19 protein-coding genes are annotated in these 23,206 nt (G+C 71.1%); 11 read left to right on the forward strand and 8 right to left on the reverse strand.

The window, feature by feature from the left end:
- Nucleotide 1: 1 nt before the first annotated feature.
- The 3 genes from ACGFIV_RS06685 to ACGFIV_RS06695 all read right to left on the reverse strand — a co-directional run bounded on the left by ACGFIV_RS06685 (nt 2) and on the right by ACGFIV_RS06695 (nt 4,864).
- The gene (locus tag ACGFIV_RS06685; protein WP_392833042.1) at nt 2–1,573 is read right to left on the reverse strand and encodes an acyl-CoA carboxylase subunit beta; all 1,572 of its coding nucleotides are present in this window, start codon (nt 1,571–1,573) and stop codon (nt 2–4) included.
- A gap of 121 nt (nt 1,574–1,694) precedes the next feature.
- Nucleotides 1,695–3,428 carry a serine/threonine-protein kinase gene (locus tag ACGFIV_RS06690; protein WP_392832663.1) on the reverse strand — a complete coding sequence of 578 codons (1,734 nt, stop codon included), beginning with the start codon at nt 3,426–3,428 and terminating at the stop codon, nt 1,695–1,697.
- A 77-nt stretch (nt 3,429–3,505) separates the two neighbouring features.
- A complete protein-coding gene (locus ACGFIV_RS06695; protein ID WP_358560470.1) occupies nt 3,506–4,864 on the reverse strand; it encodes an FAD-linked oxidase C-terminal domain-containing protein in 1,359 nt (452 codons plus the stop codon).
- A 348-nt stretch (nt 4,865–5,212) separates the two neighbouring features.
- Between ACGFIV_RS06695 and ACGFIV_RS06700 the strand changes: the two genes are divergently transcribed.
- The 6 genes from ACGFIV_RS06700 to ACGFIV_RS06725 all read left to right on the forward strand — a co-directional run bounded on the left by ACGFIV_RS06700 (nt 5,213) and on the right by ACGFIV_RS06725 (nt 14,282).
- The gene (locus ACGFIV_RS06700) at nt 5,213–7,984 is read left to right on the forward strand and encodes an immune inhibitor A domain-containing protein (RefSeq protein ID WP_358560471.1); all 2,772 of its coding nucleotides are present in this window, start codon (nt 5,213–5,215) and stop codon (nt 7,982–7,984) included.
- Nucleotides 7,985–8,140: 156 nt separating this feature from the next.
- Nucleotides 8,141–9,079 carry a YegS/Rv2252/BmrU family lipid kinase gene (locus tag ACGFIV_RS06705; protein ID WP_358560473.1) on the forward strand — a complete coding sequence of 313 codons (939 nt, stop codon included), beginning with the start codon at nt 8,141–8,143 and terminating at the stop codon, nt 9,077–9,079.
- A 180-nt stretch (nt 9,080–9,259) separates the two neighbouring features.
- Entirely contained in the window at nt 9,260–11,008 is a 1,749-nt protein-coding gene (locus tag ACGFIV_RS06710) for a cholesterol oxidase substrate-binding domain-containing protein (protein WP_358560475.1), read from the forward strand.
- 338 nt (nt 11,009–11,346) lie between these two features.
- Nucleotides 11,347–11,679, forward strand: a complete 333-nt coding sequence (locus tag ACGFIV_RS06715; RefSeq protein ID WP_392832668.1) for a hypothetical protein — start codon at nt 11,347–11,349, stop codon at nt 11,677–11,679.
- Between the two features lie 524 nt (nt 11,680–12,203).
- On the forward strand, nt 12,204–13,115 hold the full coding sequence (locus tag ACGFIV_RS06720; RefSeq protein ID WP_358551331.1) for a radical SAM protein: 912 nt from the start codon (nt 12,204–12,206) through the stop codon (nt 13,113–13,115).
- Between the two features lie 33 nt (nt 13,116–13,148).
- Nucleotides 13,149–14,282 (forward strand): protein-L-isoaspartate(D-aspartate) O-methyltransferase, encoded by a 1,134-nt coding sequence (locus tag ACGFIV_RS06725; RefSeq protein WP_358551329.1) that lies wholly within the window; start codon nt 13,149–13,151, stop codon nt 14,280–14,282.
- Between the two features lie 64 nt (nt 14,283–14,346).
- Here ACGFIV_RS06725 and ACGFIV_RS06730 read toward each other — a convergent pair whose 3' ends face one another.
- The 5 genes from ACGFIV_RS06730 to ACGFIV_RS06750 all read right to left on the reverse strand — a co-directional run bounded on the left by ACGFIV_RS06730 (nt 14,347) and on the right by ACGFIV_RS06750 (nt 18,512).
- Nucleotides 14,347–14,484: a hypothetical protein gene (locus ACGFIV_RS06730; protein ID WP_358551327.1), complete on the reverse strand. Its 138-nt coding sequence runs from the start codon at nt 14,482–14,484 to the stop codon at nt 14,347–14,349.
- Between the two features lie 62 nt (nt 14,485–14,546).
- Nucleotides 14,547–15,773: an aminotransferase class I/II-fold pyridoxal phosphate-dependent enzyme gene (locus ACGFIV_RS06735; protein WP_358551325.1), complete on the reverse strand. Its 1,227-nt coding sequence runs from the start codon at nt 15,771–15,773 to the stop codon at nt 14,547–14,549.
- 73 nt (nt 15,774–15,846) lie between these two features.
- Entirely contained in the window at nt 15,847–16,623 is a 777-nt protein-coding gene (locus ACGFIV_RS06740) for an FAD:protein FMN transferase (protein ID WP_358551323.1), read from the reverse strand.
- The gene (locus tag ACGFIV_RS06745; protein WP_358551321.1) at nt 16,624–17,115 is read right to left on the reverse strand and encodes an FMN-binding protein; all 492 of its coding nucleotides are present in this window, start codon (nt 17,113–17,115) and stop codon (nt 16,624–16,626) included.
- A 14-nt stretch (nt 17,116–17,129) separates the two neighbouring features.
- On the reverse strand, nt 17,130–18,512 hold the full coding sequence (locus tag ACGFIV_RS06750) for a ferric reductase-like transmembrane domain-containing protein (RefSeq protein WP_392832675.1): 1,383 nt from the start codon (nt 18,510–18,512) through the stop codon (nt 17,130–17,132).
- A 135-nt stretch (nt 18,513–18,647) separates the two neighbouring features.
- On the opposite strand from ACGFIV_RS06750, the gene ACGFIV_RS06755 reads away from it, so the two are divergent.
- The 5 genes from ACGFIV_RS06755 (at nt 18,648) to ACGFIV_RS06775 (ending at nt 23,165) form a co-directional block, all read left to right on the forward strand.
- Nucleotides 18,648–19,394 (forward strand): response regulator transcription factor, encoded by a 747-nt coding sequence (locus tag ACGFIV_RS06755; protein WP_392832678.1) that lies wholly within the window; start codon nt 18,648–18,650, stop codon nt 19,392–19,394.
- Nucleotides 19,391–20,962, forward strand: coding sequence for a sensor histidine kinase (locus ACGFIV_RS06760; protein WP_392832681.1), 1,572 nt, complete (start codon nt 19,391–19,393; stop codon nt 20,960–20,962). The genes ACGFIV_RS06755 and ACGFIV_RS06760 overlap by 4 nt, the downstream gene beginning before the upstream one ends.
- 75 nt (nt 20,963–21,037) lie before the next feature.
- Nucleotides 21,038–21,559: a MaoC family dehydratase gene (locus tag ACGFIV_RS06765; RefSeq protein WP_358551313.1), complete on the forward strand. Its 522-nt coding sequence runs from the start codon at nt 21,038–21,040 to the stop codon at nt 21,557–21,559.
- 23 nt (nt 21,560–21,582) lie between these two features.
- Nucleotides 21,583–22,740, forward strand: a complete 1,158-nt coding sequence (locus ACGFIV_RS06770; protein WP_358551311.1) for an acyl-CoA dehydrogenase family protein — start codon at nt 21,583–21,585, stop codon at nt 22,738–22,740.
- The gene (locus ACGFIV_RS06775) at nt 22,737–23,165 is read left to right on the forward strand and encodes an HIT family protein (RefSeq protein WP_358551309.1); all 429 of its coding nucleotides are present in this window, start codon (nt 22,737–22,739) and stop codon (nt 23,163–23,165) included. The genes ACGFIV_RS06770 and ACGFIV_RS06775 overlap by 4 nt, the downstream gene beginning before the upstream one ends.
- Nucleotides 23,166–23,206: the final 41 nt, after the last annotated feature.

Below are 23,206 nucleotides of genomic sequence, written 5' to 3' on the forward strand. Positions count from 1 at the left end.
CTCACATCCGGAAGACGCCGAAACCGGCGGGGGCGGGGGCGTCGGGGGCGTTGCCGATGGCCGACAGGCACAGGCCGAGGACGGTGCGGGTGTCGCGCGGGTCGATCACCCCGTCGTCGTACAGGCGGCCGGACAGGAAGAAGGGCAGCGACTCGGACTCGATCTGGGCCTCGACCATCTGCCGCATCGCCGCGTCGGCCTCCTCGTCGTACACCTGGCCGCGCGCCTGCGCCGACGCGCGCCCGACGATCGACAGCACCCCCGCGAGCTGGGCCGGGCCCATGACCGCCGACTTCGCGCTCGGCCAGGAGAACAGGAAGCGCGGGTCGTACGCCCGCCCGCACATGCCGTAGTTCCCGGCCCCGTAGGAGGCGCCCATGACGACGGTGAGGTGGGGGACGGTGGAGTTGGACACCGCGTTGATCATCATGGCGCCGTGCTTGATGATGCCGCCCTGCTCGTAGTCCTTGCCGACCATGTAGCCGGTGGTGTTCTGCAGGAACACCAGGGGAGTGCGGGTCTGGTTCGCGAGCTGGATGAACTGCGCCGCCTTCTGGGCCTCCTCGCCGAACAGCACGCCGCGTGCGTTGGCCAGCACGCCGATCGGGTGCCCGTGCAGGGCGGCCCAGCCGGTCACCAGGCTCGCGCCGTACAGCGGCTTGAACTCGTCGAACTCGCTGCCGTCGACGACGCGGGCGATCACCTCGCGCGGGTCGAAGGGGATCTTGAGGTCCTCGGGGACGATGCCGAGAAGCTCCTCCTCGTCGTAGAGCGGGGCCCGCACGCCCGGCGGGCCGCCGTAGGGCACGGCTCCGGCCGGGCTCGGGCGGAGCCCACCCGCCTTGCGCCGGTTGAGGCGCCTGACGACGCGGCGGCCGATGCGGAGCGCGTCGTGCTCGTCCAGCGCCAGGTAGTCGGCGAGCCCGGACAGGCGGGCGTGCATCTCGGCGCCGCCGAGCGACTCGTCGTCGGACTCCTCGCCGGTGGCCATCTTGACCAGCGGGGGGCCGCCGAGGAAGACCTTGGCATGTTCCCTGACCATGACCACGTGGTCGCTCATGCCAGGGACGTACGCGCCGCCGGCCGTCGAGTTGCCGAACACCAGGGCGATGGTCGGGATCCCGGCGGCCGACAACCGGGTCAGATCACGAAATATACGGCCGCCCGGGATGAAGATCTCCTTCTGCGTCGGCAGGTCCGCGCCCCCCGACTCGACGAGGTTGATCAGCGGCAGCCGGTTCTCCAGCGCGATGTCCGACGCCCGCAGCGTCTTGCGCAGCGTCCACGGATTCGACGACCCGCCCCGTACGGTCGGGTCGCTGGCGACGATCACGCACTCGACGCCCTCCACCACCCCGATGCCGGTGACCACGCTCGCGCCCACCGGGAAGTCGGTCCCCCAGGCGGCGAGCGGGGAGAGCTCAAGGAACGGCGAGTCTGGGTCCACCAGGAGCTCTACGCGTTCCCTGGCGAGCAGCTTGCCGCGCCGGTGGTGGCGCTCGACGTACTTGGGGCCGCCGCCCGCCACCGCCTTGGCCTGCTCGGAGGCGAGATCGCGGAGCTTGGCGAGCATGGCGGCCCGCCTGGCCTGGAAGCCGGCGCTCGCGGTGTCGAGACGGCTGTCGATCACGCTTCACTCCCGTGGTTGCCGGTGGCCGTGGCCCAGAACGTAGTACACCGGGGGCGCCGGGTCGCTAGCCGCAGTGGGACCAGCCGCTCTTCCAGGTGGCCGTGCCGTAGCCCCCGCCCCAGATCACGCATGTCTTCGAGGCGGCCAGCCTGACCGGGCCCGCGTACTCGGCGTAGCCGCCGGTGTCGTTGCCCGAGGCGCCGCCCTTGACCTGTAGCACGGCGCTCATCCTGACCTTCTGCGGCACGACGTACTTCGAGAGCGTGACCACGCAGTTCTTGCCCGCCGCGCCGTTGTAGAGCAGGTACACGGTGGCGCCGCCGAGGGAGTGGGAGTCGACCGCCTTGTACCCCGAGCCGCACACCCCGGCCGGCGTGTTCGGGTTCGCCTTCCCCGGCGAGCTGGGCTTGGGGGTGGAGGTGGGCTGCTTGGTGGGGGTCGGGGTGGGCTTCTTGGTCGGCGAGGCGCTCGGCTTGGGGGTGGGCGTCGCCTTCGGCGTCGGCTTGACCGTCGGGGTGGGCGTCGGGGTGGGCGACGGCGCCCGCGTGGCCGGCCGGGGGGAGGGGGAGCGCCGAGCCGGGGACCGGCTGGTCCAGGCCCTCACCGAGGGCTTGCCCGTCGGGCTCGGTGACGGGGAGGGCGGCGCCTCGACGGCCGTCGCGTCCACCGACGGCGGGACCTGCGCCCGCACCGCGTTGGCCGTCCCGGTGCCGGGCGGCGCGCCGGTGGCCGTCCCATCGGCGGTGGAGCCGGACGAGGTCACCGACTGGGCCAGCACGACGGTGCCGGCGGTCAGGACCGCGGCGGCGACCGCGGCCATGACCGAGAGCATGACCGTCCGCTCGCCGAGCGACTTGCGCCGCGCCCGGCCGGTCCTGGCGCCCCTCCCGGTCCTGGCGCCCCTCCCGGGCCGCGCCCCGCCGGCCCTGGCGCCGCGCCCGGCGTCCTGACGCGCGCCGGGAGCGAGCTGGGTCTCCTGCCTCGCCTGGGCGACGGGCCGGCCCATCAGGTGGGAGACCATGGCTTGCGCCGAAGGGCGGCGGGAGGGGTCCTTCGACAGGCACGCGGCCACGAGGTCGCGCAGCGCCGGGTCCAGGGCCGTCAGGTCGGGCTGCTCGTTGAGGATGCGGTTGATGACCGCCGGTATGGAGTCCGCGCCGAAGGCCGGCCGCCCTGTGGCCGCGAAGACCATCGTGACGCCCCACGCGAACACGTCGACCGCCGGGGTCACCGCCACGCCGCCGAGCTGCTCGGGCGCCAGGTACGACGGGGTGCCGAGAGTGTCTCCCGTGGCGGTCGCGCCCGGCGTGTCCAGCGCCCTGGCGATGCCGAAGTCGATGACGACCGGCCCTTCGGGACCCATCAGCACGTTGGCGGGCTTGAAGTCGCGGTGCAGGACGCCCGCCCCGTGGATCGCGGCGAGCGCGGTGGCCGTGCTGACCGCGAGGCGGTCGAGCGCGGCGCCCCGGCGCGGTCCCTCACGGTCCACGAGCTGGCGCAGGGACGGGCCGGGGACGTACTCGCTGACGATGTAGGGCTGGTTGCCGGCGAGGTCGGCGTGCAGGACGGAGGCGGTACAGAACCTCGCGACCCTCCGCGCGACCGACACCTCGCGGAGGAACCGGGCACGGGCGTCGGCGTCGGCGGAGAGCCGGGCGTGCAGCAGCTTGATCGCCACCTGCTCGCCCGTGGACGACCGGCCGAGGTAGACCACGCCCTGGGCGCCCTCGCCGAGGCGCGCGAGGATCTCGAACGCGCCGAGGCGGCGCGGGTCCTCACCCGTGAGCCCCTGTGTCACCCCGACCCCCGAAAGCCCGATTTGTCACTGCTTGTTGGCCAAGAACGCTACCAGTGGGAATGGCGGTACGGCGGGTGTCAGATGGCCTTGCCGGGATTGAGGATGCCGAGAGGGTCGAAGACCCGCTTGATCCCCTGCTGGACGTCGTTCACCACCGGGCCGCTCTCAAGGCCGAGCCAGCGGCGCTTGAGCAGCCCGACGCCGTGCTCGCCGGTCAGCGTGCCTCCGAGGTCGAGCGCGGCGCGGAAGATCTCGTCGGCCGCCGCCCAGACGTTCGCCGGGGGCTCGGGGAGCCCCCGGTCGAAGATGAAGACCGGGTGCAGGTTGCCGTCCCCGGCGTGCGCGACCGTGCAGATCATGGCGCCGTGGCGGACGGCGACCTCCTCGATGGTGGAGATCATGTCCGGGAGCACCGAGCGGGGGACGCAGACGTCCTCCACCAGGCACGCGCCCAGCCGTTCCTTGGCGGTGTAGGCCAGCCGGCGCACGCCGATCAGCTCGTCGGTCTCCTCCGGGGTCGAGGACACCGCGACGAAGCTCGCGCCGTTCTCCTCGCAGAACCGGGCCATCACGTCGGCGCTCCCCGGCGGGTCGCCCTCCGACTGCGCGATGAGCATGGCCTGGACGCCGGCTTCGAGGCCGATGTTCTTCCAGTCGTCGATGGCCTTGAGGGTGTTGCGGTCCATCAGCTCCAGCAGGGAGGGCTGGCAGCCCGCCGCGACGATCGCGGCCACCGCGTCCCCGGCGGCGCGCAGCGACGGGAACTCGGCGGCGATCGTGACCGGCGGCACGGCGGGAGCCCGGCGCAGCCGCATCGTCGCCGCGGTGATGACGCCGAGGGTGCCCTCGGAGCCCACGAAGAGCCCGGTGAGGTCGTATCCGGTCACGCCCTTCATCGTGCGGCGGCCGGTGGAAAGGACGCGCCCGTCGGCCAGCACGACCTCAAGGCCGAGCGTGGAGTCGCGGGTGACGCCGTACTTCACGCAGCGCAGCCCGCCCGCGTTGGTGGCGAGGTTGCCGCCGATGGTGGAGATCTCGTACGAGGACGGGTCGGGCGGGTACATCAGGCCGTGCGCGCGGGCGGCGCGGTCGAGGTCGGCGGTGATCACGCCGGGCTCGACCACGGCGATCTCGTCGGCGGGGGACAGCTCGCGGATCGCGGTCATGCGGGCCAGCGACAGCATCACGCAGCCCTCGACGGCCGTGGCGCCGCCCGCGAGCCCGGTGCCCGCGCCCCGGGGCACCACCGGCACCCGGTGCTCGGTGGCCCAGCGCATCGTGGCGACCACGTCGTCACGGGTCTGCGCCGCGACGGCGCACAGGGGCTTGCCGGGTTCGAGGAACGTCTGGTCCCGGGCGTAGGAGGCGGCCACATCTGGATCGGTCAGCACCCTCCCGGCCGGAAGGGCGTCCACGAGTTCATCGACGGCGTTCACGCCTGCGACTGTACGTTCCGCGCCCCGGACTTGCCGACTCGGGGTGGGCCGGGGAAAGGCGCCGCCGCCGTGTCATCCCTGAGCAGGAAAACCGTGGGAAACCGCTGATCGCGGGCGCGGGAAACGCCCTGGACGCCGTACTTCCCACGATGACAATTTCGCAACATCCTTGGTCGGCTTTACTTTTGCTTTACTAGATCCTCTAACGTCCGCTTTGCCGATTCTGGGGCGTTCCATGGGAAGCGCCACAGATCTCCAACGGTCGGCGCGTTCATCCCGGCGCGCCTTGGACGTCGCCCGGAGACCCCGGGTGGAGCCCGGACAACCCGGGCGGAGGAGGAAACCCTGTTGTCACGCAGAATCAGGCGTCTCACCGCGATGCTGCCAGTGGTGGGACTGGCGGCGGCGGGCCTCGCGGTCACGGGTGCCGCGGCACCGGGGGACACCTCGGTGGCCAGGTATCAGCCCACGGCGAGTGATTACTACATCAACTACGCCCCCCCGAGGGTCCAGAGCGACACCACCCCCAAATCGGGGGAGAAGGTGGACATCGCGGCGGCCAATCGGCGCGGAGGCGCGCCCACCGCCGAGGAGTTCGATCACAAGCACGCCGAGGGCAACCCGGTCGCCGCACGCGAACTGGCCAAGCACGAGCGCACGGCCGTCCGTACCGGCAAGAACCCCTTCGAGTTCCTTTACAAGAAGTCGAAGACGACGCAGAAGGCCAAGCTGCTCACGCTGCTGGTCGAGTTCAACGAGAACGCGAACGACGACTTCTCGGGCTTCAGCCACCCGAAGAACACCGACGACGCGGACGACTGCATCACCGAGCCGCCCGGCACCAAGATCAACGGGCCGCTGCACAACAAGATCCCGAACCCCGCCCAGGCGGCAGGGGGCGGCAAGGACAACAACTCGATGTGGGTGGCGGACTTCAACAACGCCTTCTACAACGACATGCTCTACTCCAGCAAGGGCATCACCAAGCGGGTCCGCACGGACCTGAAGGACCCTCGCGACGGCAAGCCGGGCATCGACATCGCCGGCTACACCATGCAGAACATGTACGAGGAGATGTCCAAGGGCGCCTACACCGTCAGCGGGGAGGCGATCGGCTGGATCAAGGTTCCGCACTCCGAGGCCTGGTACGGCGCCGGCGCCTGCCACGCCGCGATCCAGGACACCTCCGGTCACCCGGACAACCCCCGCGGCGCGGCCCAGATGGGCATCGACGCGGTGAACGAGCTGGCCAAGAGCAACCCGAACTTCCCCTGGGCGGACTACGACCAGGAGGACACCTCGGACGCCGACGGCGACGGCAACTACAACGAGCCCGACGGCGTGGTGGACCACCTGGTGCTCGTCCACGCGGGCAAGGACAAGTCCGGCGGCGGCGGCGCCCAGGGCACCTTCGCCATCTGGGCCCACTCCAGCGCGATCGCCGGCGGCTACACGGTCCCCGGGACCAACATCAAGATCTCGAACTACATCGTGCAGCCGGAGGACTCGGGCGTCGGTGTGTTCGCCCACGAGTACGGCCACGACCTCGGCCTCCCGGACCTGTACGACGCCACCGGCGCCGGTGACAGCGACGTGGAGTTCTGGGACCTCATGTCGACCGGCTCGCACTCTGGGCCGATCTTCCAGTCGATGCCGATCCACATGGGCCTGTGGGACAAGTGGGTGCTCGGCTGGGCGAACCCGAAGGTGATCAACCCCGGTGACGGCACCAAGCTGGTGACCGTCGGCCAGGCCTCGCGGACGCCCAAGCTGACCGAGGACGGCGTCCGGGTCAACCTGCCCGACAAGGACGTCACGCTCTCGACGCCGCACAGCGGCGCCAAGGCGTGGTGGTCGAGCAACGACCAGGACTGGGCCGACGTCAAGCTGACCCGCGACATCGCGGTCCCGGCCGGAGCCGACAGCAAGTTCTGGCTGTGGAGCGACTACACCATCGAGCAGGACTGGGACTTCGGGTTCATCGAGGTCTCGACCGACGGTGGCACGACCTGGACCGAGCAGAAGGTCTACGGCGCGGACGGCACGCTCGTCTCCACCGGGGACGACTACGCCGACCCGAACAAGCGCCTGCGCGACTACGGCAACAAGAAGTACGGCCTGACCGGCGACACCGGCGGCTGGCAGCACCTCTACGCCGACCTCGCCCCGTTCGCGGGCAAGAACATCAAGCTGCGCCTGCGCTACGCCACCGACGCGGCGGCTGTGGAGCGCGGCTGGTTCGCCGACGACTTCTCGGTCACCAGCGGCGGCGGCACCATCTGGAGCGACGACGTCGAGGGCGGCACCGCCGGCTGGACCGCGGCCGGAGGCACCTTCACCGACACCAAGGGCACCGGCTGGCAGCAGCACAACGGCACGCTCAAGAGCGCCCAGTACTACCTGGCCGAGTGGCGCAACCTGGACGGCTTCGACAAGGGCCTGAGCTACACCTACGACACCACCTGGAACCGTGACGGCGCCTGGAAGGTCGAGAAGGTCGCCTACAACGCCCCTGGCATGCTCGTCTGGCTGCGCGACACCTCGCTCGGCTACAACAACGCGGCGTCCAACATCTGGTCGCTGCCCTCGGCGGGCGCCAAGGGCCAGCTGCTCCTGGTGGACTCGCACTTCGACCCGCTGCGCCGTAGTGGCAAGGCGGCCGAGATCGACACGAGCGCGCTGAAGAACATCCCCTCGCGCCCGCAGTCGTCCAACGCGGCGTTCGGCTTCAACAAGACGTACTCCTTCAAGGAGTGCATCGAGGGCGCGCCGTTCACCGAGTACTGCACGAAGTTCGCGCCGCAGAACCCGGTCACGGCGTTCACCGACGCCAGGACCTGGTACCCGGGTCTGGAGAGCCGTGCGGACGGGCTCTACTACCGGAACCGCGACGCCTCCGTGGTCGTCCCCTCCAAGGACAACCAGCCGTACTCCCTGCGGGTCGTCAACGCCGACGGTACGCCGGCGACCGACCTGTACGGCGAGGACGTCAACGGCTTCACCCTCGGCTCGGGCAACCCCGGCGACGAGGGCAAGCAGCTCGGCGTGCAGATCAAGCTCATCGCACCGCTTCCCGGCAACCTGGGTGTCATCGCCCAGGTGACCGCGCCGAAGAAGTGAGCCGGAGATAGCGTCCGGACGCGACGTGCACTGAGCCGGACAGACAACCGGCGATAGGTCCAAGCGGGACGGGTTACGGCGACGCCGTACCCGTCCCGCCCGCGTCCCGCGACTGAATAGCATGTCTCCCGAAGCCATCTACGGGACGGGTGATCGGTGAGCGAGCTGCGGAGCAAGGCGGAACACACCAAGGCGATCCGCGATCTGCGCAGGGTGGCTCTGGTGGTCAACACGCGCTCCCGGAAGGGCCGCCACCGCTACTTCGAGGCTCTGCGGCTGCTCCAGGCCGACGGGTTCCACCCGCTGCGCACCTACGCGGTCATGGACCCCTCCCGGCTTCCCGAGATCATCAAGGAGGCGCTGGAGCTCCAGCCCGACCTGCTCGTGGTCGGCGGGGGCGACGGCAGCCTGAGCGAGGCCGTCAAGCACGTCGCCCACCGCGACGTGGCCCTCGGCGTGCTGCCGCTCGGCACCACCAACAACTTCGCCCGCAGCCTCGGCCTCCCGCTCGACCTCGCCATGGCGGTGAAGGTGTTCAGCCGGGGCAAGGTCGCCGACATCGACCTCGGCATGGCCGGCGACCGCCCGTTCGCCAACCTGGCGAGCTTCGGGGTGTCGGTCGAGGTGGCCGGCAAGGTCAGGCCGTGGCTCAAGCGGGCGCTCGGCCGCGCGGCCTACCCCCTCACCGCCCTGACCATCCTGCCCGGGCACGCGCCGTTCCGCGCCTACATCACGGTGGACGGGCGGCGTCACGAGCTGCTCACCCACCAGCTCAACATCGCCAACGGGCGTTACCACGGCGGCTGGCAGATCGCGCGCGACATCAGCATCGACAATCGCCGCCTGGTGGCCTACCAGCTCGGCTCGGGCAAGCGGCTCAGGCTGCTCGCCGAGACCCTGGTGCGGGCCACGAGCGGCCGGTGGAGCAGCCTCGCGGGCGGCCCGTTCGTGACCGGGAGCGAGATGCTGTTGGAGACCGAGCCTTCGATGGCCGCCGACGTCGACGGCGAGGTGCGCCTGCGCACGCCGCTGACGATCCGCTCGATCCCCAACGGGCTGCGCGTCATGGTCCCCCCGGGCTTCCTGGACACCTGAGTCCCACCCGCTCGTTAACACAAACAAGCATTTGCTTGACCGCCATGTTTCGCGGGCGTATAAAAAGCCATCCGGGAACGGCCCCGGCCCCGTGCGGCCGCACGGGACTGCCCGGAATCTCCTCCATCGTCGCCACGGGCCGCCGCATGCCCGAAAGACAGCGATCAACGGAGGTATCTCATGGCATACGGTGACGACACCGGCCGCCACGGTCTGACGCGACGGGCGTTACTCGGCGGCGCCGCCGGGGCCGCCGCGCTCAGCGCGCTCCAGTGGACGCCCGCCGCCCGCCTCACCCCCGCGAGCGGCGCGACCCTCGCGGCGCCGCCGAACTACCCGGCGGGGATCTCCCTCTACCAGCAGACCTACGAGAACTGGTCGGGGGAGATCGAGATCGACGGCGTCTGGACGTCGGCCCCCGCGTCGGCCGCGGAGGTGGTCACCCTCGCGAACTGGGCCAGGGCCAACGGCTGGAAGATCCGTGCCCGGGGCATGTCGCACAACTGGTCGCCCCTGGTCATCCCGCCCGGCGCGCCGGGGGACACCTTGCTCGTCGACACCACTCAGCACCTCACCGCCGTCACGGTGAACTCCGGCTCGCCCGCCGGCGTGACCGCCCAGACCGGCGTCACGATGGAGGCGCTGCTGACCGTCCTGGAGGGGGCGGGCTACGGCCTGACCGCCGTCCCGGCGCCGGGCGACCTGTCGCTCGGCGGCGTGCTCGCCATCGACGCGCACGGCACGGCGGTGCCGAAGACGGGGGAGACCCTCACCCCAGGCCACACCTTCGGCTCGATCAGCAACCTCGTCACGCAGCTCAAGGCCGTCGTCTGGGATCCGGCGACGAGCCAGTACGCCGTCAGGACCTTCCAGCGGTCCGACCCGGCGATCGGCGCGCTGCTGGTCAACCTCGGCCGGACGTTCGTCACCGAGGTCACGCTGAGGGTCGGGGCCAACAAGCGGCTCAGGTGCCAGAGCTTCTACCACATCAACGTCAACACGATGTTCGCGCCGCCCGCCTCGGCGGGGTCCGACTCGTTCGCGAGCTACGTGAACTCGACCGGGCGCGTCGAGGCGATCTGGTTCCCCTTCACCACCGTGCCCTGGTTGAAGGTGTGGAGCGTGGCGCCAAGCAAGCCCCTGCTCTCCAGGCAGGTCAACAGCCCCTACAACTACTCCTTCTCCGACTTCCTCTCCGAGGACGCCTCCGACCTGCTCTCGCAGATCGTCGCGGGCAACGCCGCGCTCACCCCGACGTTCGAGAACACGCAGATGGGGGTCGTCGGCTCCGGCCTCATCCTCACCGGCACGTGGGACATCTGGGGCTGGTCGAAGAACCTGATGCTGTACGTGCGCCCGACCACGCTGCGGGTCACGGCCAACGGCTACGCCATCCTGACCAACAGGAGCAACATCCAGCGGGTGGTCAGCGAGTTCTACGCCTACTACCAGGGCGCGATCACTTCGTACGCGAACCAGGGGCGCTACCCCATGAACGGCCCGCTGGAGATCCGCGTCACCGGGCTCGACAACCCGGCGGACTCCCAGGTCGCCGGGGCGGTGTCCCCGCAGCTCTCGGCGCTGCGGCCACGGCCCGACCACACCGACTGGAACGTGGCGGTCTGGCTCGACATCCTCACCGTGCCCGGGACGCCGTACTCGCAGCAGTTCTACCGCGAGACCGAGCAGTGGATCCTGTCCAACTACACCGGCTCCTACGCCGCCGTACGGCCCGAGTGGTCCAAGGGCTGGGGCTACTCCGGCACGGCCGCATGGGCCGACGCCACCATCCGCGACACCACGATCCCCAACGCCTACCGGGCGGGGCAGCCCGCAGGCGACAACTGGGACACGGCCGTGGCCACCCTCAACGCCCTGGACCCCCACAAGGTCTTCTCCAACACGTTCCTCGCCACACTGCTCGACTGACCCCGGCGTCGAAGGGGCCACCGGACCGCCGCAGGGTCGCCGACGCGGGGCGCGTCCGCATCAGCGAGGACTTGCAGCTCACCGTCATGGCGTAAGGGTTTAGCAGCAACCGAACGGTCAGTAAGGCGAAAGGGCCTGCCCACCCCCGAAGGAGTGGACGGGCCCTTAACAGCCGAAGCTTTCGCATGAATGAGCCCTGCGGCCTAACCTGAGCTTGCGCCGGGGCGATCCGCAACAACCGGCCCGAGGAGGCCGGCGAATACCTCGGCCTCGCGAAGACCGCAGGGGCCAGGCTCGGCTGTGAGCACGACCTTGGCGGGCAGAAGGCGTTCGGGCCGTTGACCGTCGCGCTGCTGGAGCCTGAGAACGCCATGATCGAAGGCCGGCCAGACAGGGCACCGCAGGCGATGGACGACCTGCCGCGCGGCGTCGGCCGTACCGACCCCTCCACGTTGAACCGCGCGCACCTCGACCGGGCGCGGGCGTTGGTGCGCGTCGGGGACTCCGACAAGGCGACCGAGGTGATGACCCGCCTGCGGCGCGAGCACGCCGAGTGGTTGCAGTATCAGCAGGCCGGTCGGGACGTGACCAGGGAGATCCTGGAGTCGAGGACGCGCATGCCGTCCACCGAGCAGCGCGACCTCGCCGACTTCCTCGGCCTCGACGACTAGAGGGATACGTTCCGTATTCCTTTCGGACGCGGCGCAGCCAAACGGCTGCGCCGCGTTTCTGTTACGCCCATGCGGCGGCGGCGTACCTTCGCGGGAGTCGGAGGTGCGGACATGCACGCGGACAACACCCTGCACAACCTCGGGACCTGGCCCAGCTCTGCGGAGATCCTGCAGGGCGACTATCCCGAGTGGCACATCTCTCGTGAAGTGGACGGCTCTGGCCGCCACAGCGACTGGGTAGCCCAGCACGCCATCGAGCACGACCGCGTGCTGCCTTGGCGGCTGAACTGCTCAACGAGACGGAGGTTCTCCGTGACGCGACGCCGGTATGACCTGCACGAGGCTGCCCACGCCGAAGTCCTGCGGCAACTCTCCCCCGGCTGGCTCATCATCCGGCGCCAGGCACACCCCCGTGGCCACGAGACGACCCGCCCTCTTATCCCCGAAGGGTGTGCGAGGGGAGGGCGGACACCCTCTCTGGGCCACGGGTTCCACTGCCACACCCATCAAGGGAAGGACACACGATGACACCACAAGCCGCTCCCCAGTTCGACCCGGTTCACTTCCTGGAGCTGGAAATCACCGGCCGCTGCCAGCTCCAGTGCGGCCACTGCTACGCCGATTCCGGCCCGACCGTCGGCCACGGCACCATGGAGACGCTCGACTGGGAGAACCTGCTCACCTCCGTCCCCGCCGCTGGAATCCAGACCGTGCAGTTCATCGGCGGCGAGCCGACCAAGCACCCCGACTTCGAGCGGCTGGTCCAGCACGCCCTCGCCCAGAGCTTGACCGTGCAGATGTTCTCCAACCTGTACCACGTGCCCGACCAGCTGTGGAACCTGCTCGATGACCCCAACGTCACGCTGGCCACGTCGTACTACTCCGACGACCCCGACGAGCACGACCGCATCACCCAGCGCCGCGGCTCCCACGCCCGGACCCTCGCCAACATCCAAGAGGCCCTTCGGCGCGGCATCCCCCTCAAGGTCGCAATCGTCGAACTCTGGGACGGGCAGCGCGCCGAGGAGGCACACGCGCAGATGAAGGCGCTCGGCGTGAACCGTCTCGGCCCGATCGACCGGATGCGCGGCGTCCGCCGCGGCGCCAACACCATCGAGACCGGTGTCAAGGGGCTGTGCGGACAGTGCGGGAACGGCCGCGCCGCCGTAGCCTCCAACGGGGACGTGTGGATGTGCGTCATGTCCCGGTTCCTCCAGTCTGCGGGGAACGTCAAGACCACACCGCTCGCGGACATCCTCGCCGGGCAGAGCTGGCAGGGCCTCCTTAAGCAGGTGCCCCGCCGTGGAGCGACGGACTGCAATCCGGCGTCGGATGGGGACGACTGCTCGCCGGCCGAGACCATCTGCGAGAGCAACGCCCTCATCCTGCCTGCACGCCCGGACCGGATGATTCACCTCGCCGGGCTGCCACGATGAGATTCGGCGCCCCTCACGGAGGACACTGCTGATATGGACTGGCTACCCCACGCGCAAAAGCTCGCCGACCGCGTCACCCACCCGGGGTCGCGCTGGCGAGACGCCGTCGCCGACACCCCCCGGCACCAGTTCATCCCCGCGTGGTGGCAGTCGAGCGGCGGCCACTGGGAGGTGCAGTACGGCCCGGCCGACGAAGCGGCCTGGCTGGACGCCGCCTACCGGAACCGCACCCTCGTCACCAAGATCGGCACCCTCCACGCCGACCAGGCCAAGGCGCATGACGAGCCGACCGGACGGCCCACCTCCTCCTCCACGCTGCCTAGCCTGGTCCTGCAGATGTACCGGCACGCCATGATCGGCGACAAGCACACCATCCTCGACGTCGGCACCGGCTCGGGGTACGGCACCGCCCTGCTGTGTCACCTGTTCGGCGACGAGCAGGTGACCAGCATCGACGTAGACGAATACGTGACCTCCGTCGCCGCTTGGCGACTGGCTGAACTCGACCGCAATCCGCGAATCGCGCCGATGAACGCCACCGGGGAGATCCCATGGACGTTCGACCGGATCGTGGCGATGGTGTCGGTACGGCCCATCCCCGCATCGTGGTTGACCGCGCTCAACCCCGGCGGCCGTCTGACCACGACGATCAGCAACACCTCGCTGATCGTGTCCGCCGTCAAGACCGACGACGGCGGCGCGGTCGGTGTCGTCGAGCGGGACTGGGCGATGTTCATGAAGACCAGGACCGGCGCCGACTACCCGCCGAGCCTGGCTGGCCTGGTGGAGACCGCGCGCACAGCGGACGGTGAGCACGTCTCGATCGGCCGGTTCCCCGTCATCGACATCGAGGAGAACGCCTGGGAGCTGCGTTCTATGCTGGAGGTCATGGCCCCCGGCATCGAGCACAACTACCACGAGAACGGCGACGCCCGGATCGCGCTCATGGTTCACGAAGACGGGTCATGGGCGCGGGCCGAACAGATCGGCCGGGAACTCCCGGCCGTGCACCAGGGCGGCCCCAGAAGGCTGTGGGACGTGCTCGACGAGGCCCGCGACTACTGGTTGCAGCACGGCATGCTGCCGCTGTACGGCGCGAACGTCCGCATCACCCCGGACGGGACGATCCACATGCAGCGCGGCCGGTGGAAGGCCACCATCAGCTGATCCTGGGAACGCGAAAAGCGCCCGTCCTCCACCCCAAGGAAGACGGGCGCTGCCCTTTGCGCAATCAGTGGTCGTACAGGTCAGAACCGGAGTGGACACCGGGGGTGTAGGTGTCCGCTGGAGCCTGGTAGGTCGGCACGCGCGGCACGCCGAGCAGGATGCCGAGGATCGGCCAGCGGGCCTGAAGGCTGGTGACGAGCACCTGGGACCAGTTGCGGACCTACCAGTCGCGGGCCTGCGAGTTGGGGCCCGCGAGTTGAGGGCCTACAAGGCGTGCAAAGCCCTGGTCACGCCCGCGCGTGGGCGGCTGGTGAGCGACGCGGCCATCTGGCCCACGGCCTCCTCCACCCGCTCGGAGGCGGTCGCGAAGTTGAAGCGCGCGAACCCGCGCCCGGGGGCCCCGAACCTCGTACCGGGGTACAGCGCGACCCCGCCCCGCCGCAGGAACCATCCGGCGGGGTCGTCGCCGAGCCCGAGCGCGCGGAAGTCCAGCCAGGCCAGATACGTCGCCTGCGGCGGCTGGTACCCGACCTCGGGCAGCCGCTCGGCCAGTAGGTCGCCCAGCAGCGCGCGGTTGGCGGTGAGACCGGTCATCAGCCCGGCCAGCCAGGGCTCCCCGGCGTTGAACGCCACCTCGGAGGCGATCACGCCGAGCAGCCCGGCGCTCTCGCTCACCTCCGCGTCGATGGCGGCGACATCGGAACGGGCCTCCTCGCCCGGCACGGCCAGCGCGGCCTTGAGCCCGGCGAGGTTCCACGCCTTGGACGCCGAGGCGAGCGTGATCGAACGGGCCGAGGCCGGGGTGTCCAGCGATCCGAACGGCACGTGACGCGCCTCCGGGTAGACGAGCGGGGCGTGGATCTCGTCGACCACGACCCGCACCCCGTAGCGGTCCGCGAGCGCGGCGACGGCCAGCAGTTCGTCCTCGCCGAACACCAAGCCCGTGGGGTTGTGCGGGCTGCACAGCAGGTACGCGGCGGCCCCGGCGGCGAAGTCCCGCTCTAGGGCGCAGAGGTCCAGCCGGAAGCCTTCCGGGGTCAGGGCGAGGGGGCTCTGGACGACCTCGCGGCCGATCCGGGGCAGCCAGTAGAAGTACGGCGGGTAGGCGGGGGTGTTGACGACCACGCGGTCTCCCGGCCCGGTCACCAGGTGCAGCACCTCGACGATCCCGGCCATCACGTCCGGCACCAGGCGCATGTGCGCGGGGTCGGGTCGCCAGCCGAAACGCCGGGCGGCGAACCCGGCGAAGGCCTCCGGCAGCCCTCCTGCGACGGCGTACCCGGTGTCTCCCCGGCCGATGGCCTCCACCAGCGCCGCCGCGATCGGCTCGGCGAGCGGGGTGTCCATCTCGGCGACCCACACCGGCAGCACGTCCGGCGGGTACTCCCGCCACTTGGAGCTGTGTCGCTCCCGCAGCTCGTCGATGCTGTACGCGGCGAGGGGATCCGCGTGACCGGCGCCGGGGCCGTGACTGGTGCTGCTTCTGGCCAAGGTAGTCCTTCACTCTCGGGACACGCCTGGGCCGATGGCATGCCCGGCATTGTCCATTTCACTCTCAATCACGTCATAGCACATCATTTGAGGCTTGTGCCGGGTACGTGGTGCCATAGCGCGGGAAGCCGTCCGTCCACCAGACGGCGCCCGAGCGCGTCACCGCGAACGCCTCCAGGCCGGGCAGCCCCCCAGCCCAGTCGCGCGCGGCCTCACCCATGGCGAACGCCGCGGTCGCCATCGCGTCGGCCCTGGTCAGCGTCTCGGCGACCACGGTCACGGAGGCCAGGGCGGTCGCGGGGGCGCCGGTGTGCGGGTCGACGATGTGCGCTCCCCGCTCGGCGACGCCGGAGGTGGCGACGGCCAGGTCGCGGCCCTGGATCACGGTGGCGAGCGCGCCGGGGCGGAGCGGGTGCGCGACGCCGACCCCCCACGGCCTGCCGGGGGCGGCCTCGCCGCGCACCCGCACGTCGCCGCCGCCGTTGACGCTGTGCCTGGACGCCCCCGCCTCGGCCAGCATCTCCGACACCCGTTCCACCGCCCATCCCTTCACCATGCCGGACGGGTCGAGCCGCCCGCCGGGCGCGCTGGTGAAGTACCCCGAGCTGACCCGCGCCGCCTCCTCGCAGAGCGCCAGCACCTCCGCGACCTCCCGGGGGCAGGCCGACAGGGTGATCTCGCCGCGCCCGAGGCGGCTCACCGGGCTGTCCGCGCGATAGGTCGAGAACACCTCGTCGATCCGGTGCAACTCGGCCACCGCCCCCGCGAGGGCCTCCCGCAGGCCGTCGGACGGCTCGTGCCGGACGTCGAAGGAGAACACCGTGCCCATGACGTGCTCGACGTGCCTCATCTACAGGCCCGCCTTGTCCAGGGCGCTCTGCAGGGACCCCGCGTACCCCTGGCTGGTGTAGGTCGCGCCGGACACCGTGTCGATCTGGGCGCTCTGCGCGGCCAGCGCCTCCTGGGTCAGGACCGGCACGGCGAAGGAGTTGATCTCACGGTCGCGGCCGTTGGAGTCCGGGACCACTATGGCGTCCACGGCGGTGATCCTGCTTCCGGAGAGGGTGATCCGCACCTGGACGGGCCCCCAGCGGGTGTCGACCGCGTCGCCGGTCACCGTACGGGCGCCGTCTCCGGACGATCCGGCGCTCTCACCGGACGATCCGGTGCCGCCCGCGTCCTGGGCCGTGGACCCGGCCGTGGACCCGGCCGTGGAGCCGGCCGTGGACCCGGAGACGGCGGCGGGCGGCCGCTCGGCGGAGGCGACCTCGTGGGGCTTGAACGACAGCAGCAGCATCAGTCCGGCGGCCGTGACCAGCACGGCGAATATGGCTCTTCGCATCGGGGCTCCTTGGATCAGAACTCGAACGATTCGTGATGGATGCGGCGGCGCGGCACCCCGGCGCGACGCAGCGCCGCCACCGCGGTCCCGGTCATGCCGGGCGGCCCGCAGAGGTAGACGTCGTGGTCGCGGAGCCCGGGGACCAGCGAGGTGAGGACCTTGGCGGTGAACGGCTCCCCGACCTGCGCCCGTGGCCCGATCAGGTAGTGCAGGGCCGCTCCGCGCCGGGCGGCGATGGCCGCCAGTTCGCGCTGGAAGACGACGTCCTGCGGCCTGCTCGCCCGGTAGAGCAGGGTCACCTCGCCCGGCACCGTCTCGAACAGGGCCCGGATCGGGGTGATCCCCACCCCGCCCGCGATCAGCAGCACCTGGCGCCGGGTGGCCCGGCGGGCGGTGAACGCGCCGTACGGGCCCTCCGCGGCGACGCGGACGCCCGGCCGCAGGCGGCCGAGAGACCGGCTCTGGTCGCCCAGGTCCTTGACGGTGATCCTCAGCTCGTGGGATGCCGGGACGGCCGACAGGGAGTAGGGGTTGGCCGCCCACCACAGGTCGCGGGTGAGGAAACGCCACCGGAAGAACTGGCCCGCCTCGGCCTTGAGCTCGCCGAGGTGGCGGCCGGTCACGTAGACCGAGACCACCCCCGGGGCCTCGGGCACGACGTGCGTGACCCGCAGCCGGTGCCGGTACGCCCGCGCCACGGGCGTGACGAACCGGTACCAGAGCACCAGTGCCGCGACGACGCCGTACAGCCCGTACCAGGCGAGCTGGGCGGTCCGGTCTCCGACGAACTGCTCGCCGTCGCTCAACTGGTGGCCGAAGGCCAGAGCCGCCGCCAGGTAGGTGTAGAAGTGCAGGTAGAACCAGGTCTCGTAGCGGACGCGCGCCCGTACGGCCCTGGCGGAGACGGCGCCGACGCCGACCAGCAGCAGCACCGCCACGGTCGCCTTCAGCATGTCGGGGTAGGTCAGCACCAGGCTCGCCGTCTCGTGCGCCACGCCCGTACGCGCCGTGACCGCGTAGCCCCAGATGATCAGCAGCGTGTGCGCCACGGCCAGCCCCACCGTGTACCGGCCGCCCATCGCGTGCCAGCGGGCCAGCCGGTCGGCGCCGACCCCCCGCTCCAGCGCGGGCACCCGGGCCATGAGCGCGATCAGCACGACGATCGCGTACCCGGCCAGCAGCCCGGTGATCCGGCCCGCGCCGGTCAGCCGGCCGCCGAGCCCGATCACCGACGGGGTGTCCGACCACCACAGCGCCAGCACGGCCACGACTCCGGCGGCGATGAGGGCCTGGGTCACCGCCGGCACGAGACGCGTGACTCTCCGTGCCGGCGCCTCCCGTGCGGAGACGTGCCGCCCGCTGGAGCCCGGCCGGTGGCCGGCGTGCGTGGTGGTCACGAGATCCCCTTTCGTCGAGATATCGGCCACCGTGCCAGCGCAATTTCTGCTTTTCCTATGAAGAACGGCGTTCAGAGGATCCTCAGAAGAATCACATAGGCTGCGTTGCGGTCCAGATAGGACCCTGGAGGCCTGATGGAGGAAAACACGCCCGCGCCCGCTCCGACCACCGGCCTGCTGCGTCCCGACGGGACGCCCGTCCGCGTACTGGTCGTCGACGACGAACCCGACCTGGCCGAGGTCCTCAGCGCCGTGCTGCGCTACGAGGGCTGGGAGGTGCGGACGGCCGGTGACGGCGCGTCCGCGATCAGGCTCGCCCGCGAGTTCGCCCCCGACGCCGTCATCCTGGACATCATGCTCCCCGACCTCGGCGGCCTTGAGGTCCTGCGGAGGCTCCGCGCCGAGATCCCCCAGGTCTGCGTGCTCTTCCTGACGGCCAGGGACTCCGTGGAGGACCGCGTCGCCGGGATCACGGCCGGAGGCGACGACTACGTGACCAAGCCGTTCAGCCTGGAGGAGGTCCTCGCGCGGCTGCGCGGCCTGCTCCGCCGGGCCGGGATGACCCGCGCCGGCAACGGCGACCGGCTGGCCGTCGGCGACCTGGTCATGGACGAGGAGGCCCGCGAGGTGACCCGGGCCGGGCAGCTGGTCGACCTGACCCCCACCGAGTTCGAGCTGCTGCGCTTCCTCATGCGCAACCCGCGCCGGGTGCTGAGCAAGGCGCAGATCCTCGACCGGGTGTGGTCGTACGACTTCGGAGGGCAGGCGCACGTGGTCGAGCTGTACATCTCCTACCTGCGCAAGAAGATCGACGCCGGGCGGTCACCGCTGATCCACACCGTGCGCGGGGTCGGGTACGTGCTCAAACCGGGCCCCTCGTGAGGCTCCCGCGCCCCCTGCCTCCGGTGACGCTGCGCGGGCGACTCATCGCCGGGCTCCTGGTGCTCCTCGCCTGCGCGTGCGCCGCGGTGGGGGTGGTGAGCGTCCTCGCATTGGACCGGTCGCTGCTGGAGGGCCTCGACCGCCAGCTCGCCACCTCGCGGGGCCGGTACGCCTCCAGCCTGGAGCACTCCCAGGGCGACACGCGCGGGCAGTCGGCAGGGACCTTCGGAGCCAGGCTGGTGGCCGGGGTGGTCACGCAGTGCGGCGTGGTCGCCCCGCAGCGGGACACCGACGACATCTCCGCGCCCGGTGCCAGGCTGACCCTCTCGGCCGCCGACACGGCCGCTCTGGCCGCCCTCCCTGCCGACGGGCGGGGGCGTACTGTGAGGCTGTCCTGGCTGGGCGACTACCGCCTGATGGCCGTGCCGGGGCTCGACGGCGACACGCTGGTCACCGGGCTCCCGCTGGTGGAGGCGGAGTCCACCGTGCACCGCCTGGAGGCCGTCGAGGCCGCCGTCTTCGCCGTCGCCCTCGTGCTGACCGGGGTCGCCGGGGCACTGTGGGTCGGGGTGTCGCTCCGGCCCCTGCGCCGGGTCGCCGCCACCGCGCGCGGGGTGACGGAGCTGCCGCTCGCCGACGGCGCGGTGGAGCTGCCCCAGGGCGTCCCGTACACCGACCCCCGTACCGAGGTGGGACAGGTCGGCGCTTCGTTCAACCGGATGCTCGCCCACGTGGGCGACGCCCTCGCCCGGCGGCACGCGAGCGAGCAGCGGCTGAGGAGGTTCGCCGCCGACGCCAGCCACGAGCTCCGCACGCCGCTGGCGGCCATCCGCGGCCATTCCGAGCTGGCCCGCCGCCATCCGGGTCCCGTGCCCCCCGAGGTGCGGCACGCGCTGGAACGGGTGCAGGCGGAGTCCGTGCGGATGGGCCACCTGGTCGACGACCTGCTCCTGCTGGCCCGCCTCGACGCGGGCCGCCCGCTGCGGCGCGAGGAGGTCGACCTGACCCGCCTGGTCCTGGACGCGGCGGGGGACGCCCGCGTCGCGGGGCCCGATCACCGCTGGCGGCTGGAACTGCCCGAGGAGCCGGTCACGGTCGCCGGGGACGCCGACCGGCTCCACCAGGTGCTGACCAACCTGCTGGACAACGCCCGCACGCACACCCCCGGGGGCACCACCGTGCTGGTACGGGTCGGCCCACCGGCGTCCGGCCCATCGGTGTCCGGCCTGCTGTCGGACGGCATGCCGGTGTCCGGGCTGCCGCTGGACGGCCTGCCCGCGACCGGCGGGCCTTGGGTGGAGCTGTCCGTGGCCGACGACGGGCCGGGGATCCCCGAGGAGCTCCGGGGAGAGATCTTCGAGCGGTTCGTCCGGGCCGACCTCGGCCGGTCGCGCGCCTCCGGGGGCACGGGGCTCGGGCTGGCCATCGTGAGAGCCGTGGCGGGCGCGCACGGCGGCTCGGTCGAGGTCGAGAGCCGTCCGGGCCGTACGGTGTTCCGCCTCCTGCTGCCGGCCTTCCGCGGCGACCTGCCCGCGCCGGAGACCCTTCCGTCAGGGACACCTACCTGATCGGCTTATGTGGCAGCGTGGCCCCGGGGGAGGGGCATGCTGGAATGGTGCGGTGAGCGTTGAGAGGGTGACGGCGTGACCGTGTACGAGGCCCGGATCGGGCGCTACTACGAGGACTTCACCGTGGGCGACGTGTACCAGCACCCGCTTGGCCGGACGATCAGCGAGGCCGACAACACCTGGTTCACGCTGCTGACCATGAACACCAACCAGAACCACTTCAACGCCCACTTCGCCGCCAAGGCCCCGGTGGGGAAGATCATCGTCAACTCCGGGCTGTCGGTGGCCATCGTGCTCGGCATCTCGGTCATGGACGTCAGCCAGAACGCGATGATGAACCTCGGCTGGGAGGAGATCCGGCTCACCCACCCGGTGTTCGTCGGCGACACCCTGTACGCGGAGTCGATCGTGCTGGAGACGCGCCAGTCCCGGTCGCGGCCGTACGCCGGCATCGTCACCTGCCGCACGCGGGGCCTCAACCAGGACGGCGACGAGGTCATGTCGTGGCGCAGGTCGGTCATGGTCTACAAGCGGGACGCCCCGCACGACAAGGGCTACTTCCCCCGGGCGAAGAACGGCCCCCTCCAGAGCGAATAGAACCGAACAGATCGGACGCCCCCATGGATTTCGAGCTGAACGAGGAGCAGGACCTGTTCCGGCGTACCCTCCGGGAGTTCGTCGAGAAGGAGATCGTGCCGGTCGCCTCCGAGTGGGAGCGCGAGGGGCGCTACCCCGAGGAGATCGTCCAGGGCTTCAGGCGGCTCGGCCTGTTCGGCATCTCGATCCCTGAGGAATACGGCGGGCTCGACCTCGACCGGGTGTCGTTCGCCCTGGTCTTCGAGGAGATCGCCAGAGGCTGGATGGGCGTGGCGGGGGTGCTCGGCTCCCACTCGCTCGCCTCCTGGATGATCGCCAAGTACGGCACCGAGGAGCAGCGGGCCGCCTACCTGCCCGACCTCGCCACCGGGGCCCGCCGCACGGGCATCGCCCTCACCGAACCGGGAGCCGGCACCGACCTGCAGGGCATCCAGACCCGGGCGGAGCGTGACGGCGACGAGTACGTCATCCACGGCACCAAGACGTGGATCACCAACGCCAGGCACGCCGACCCGCTGCCGGTGCTCGTGAAGACCTCGATCACCGAGCCCGCCCACAAGGGCATGTCGGTGCTCCTCGTGGACGCCGACAGGGGCTTCACCGTCGGCCGCGACCTGCCGAAGCTCGGCTACAAGGGCACCGAGACCTGCGAGGTCGTCCTCGACGGGGTGAGGGTGCCCGCCTCCAGCCTGCTCGGCGGGACCGAGGGGCGGGGCATGCAGCAGGTGCTGTCGGCGCTGGAGCTCGGCCGGATCAACATCGCGGCCCGCGCGGTCGGCGTCTCCCAGTGCGCCTACGAGGCGGCGCTGGCCTACGCGAGGGAGCGGCAGGCCTTCGGACGGCCCATCGCCGACTTCCAGGCCATCCAGCTCAAACTCGCCGACATGGCCACCGACATCCAGGCGGCCCGGCTGCTCACCTACTGGGCCGCCGCCCGCTCGGAGGCGGGCGCGGTGAACGCCGAGGCCGCGATGGCCAAGTACTTCGCCTCCGAGGTGGCGCTCCGGGCGACCATGGAGTCCATGCGCATCCACGGCGGCTACGGGTACTCCCAGGAGTTCGTGGTCGAGCGCCTCTACCGCGACGCCCCGCTCATGGCCATCGGCGAGGGCACCAACGACGTGCAGCGCATGGTCATCGCCCGCTCGCTGCTGTCCGGCGCCGCTAAGCTCGGCTGGTGACCGACGCCGCGTGCCCGTTCTGCGCCATCGCCTCGGGCGCCGTGCCCGCCCACGTCGTGCTCGCCGACGACGTGGCCGTGGCCTTCCTCGACGCCCGTCCGGTGTTCAAGGGGCACGTGCTGGTCATCCCGAGAGAGCACGCCGAAACCCTCACCGACCTGCCCGCCGAGGCGCTCGGGCCGTACTTCGCGCGCGTCCAGGCGGTGGCCCGCGCCGTGGAGGAGGGGCTCGGGGCGGTGGGCAGCTTCGTGGCGATGAACAACCGCGTCAGCCAGAGCGTCCCCCACCTGCACACCCACGTCGTCCCGCGCCACAAGAAGGACGGCCTGCGCGGCTTCTTCTGGCCGAGAGTCAAATACGAAGACGGCACCGAAGCCGCCACCTACGCCACCCGCCTCCGCGACGCCCTCGAACCCACCCCATAGCGCCCCACGCGACCCTCATGCCCACCCCGGCGAAATGGGCC

The sequence above is a fragment of the Sphaerisporangium sp. NPDC049003 genome, assembly GCF_043197795.1.
Taxonomy (GTDB): Bacteria; Actinomycetota; Actinomycetes; order Streptosporangiales; family Streptosporangiaceae; genus Sphaerisporangium.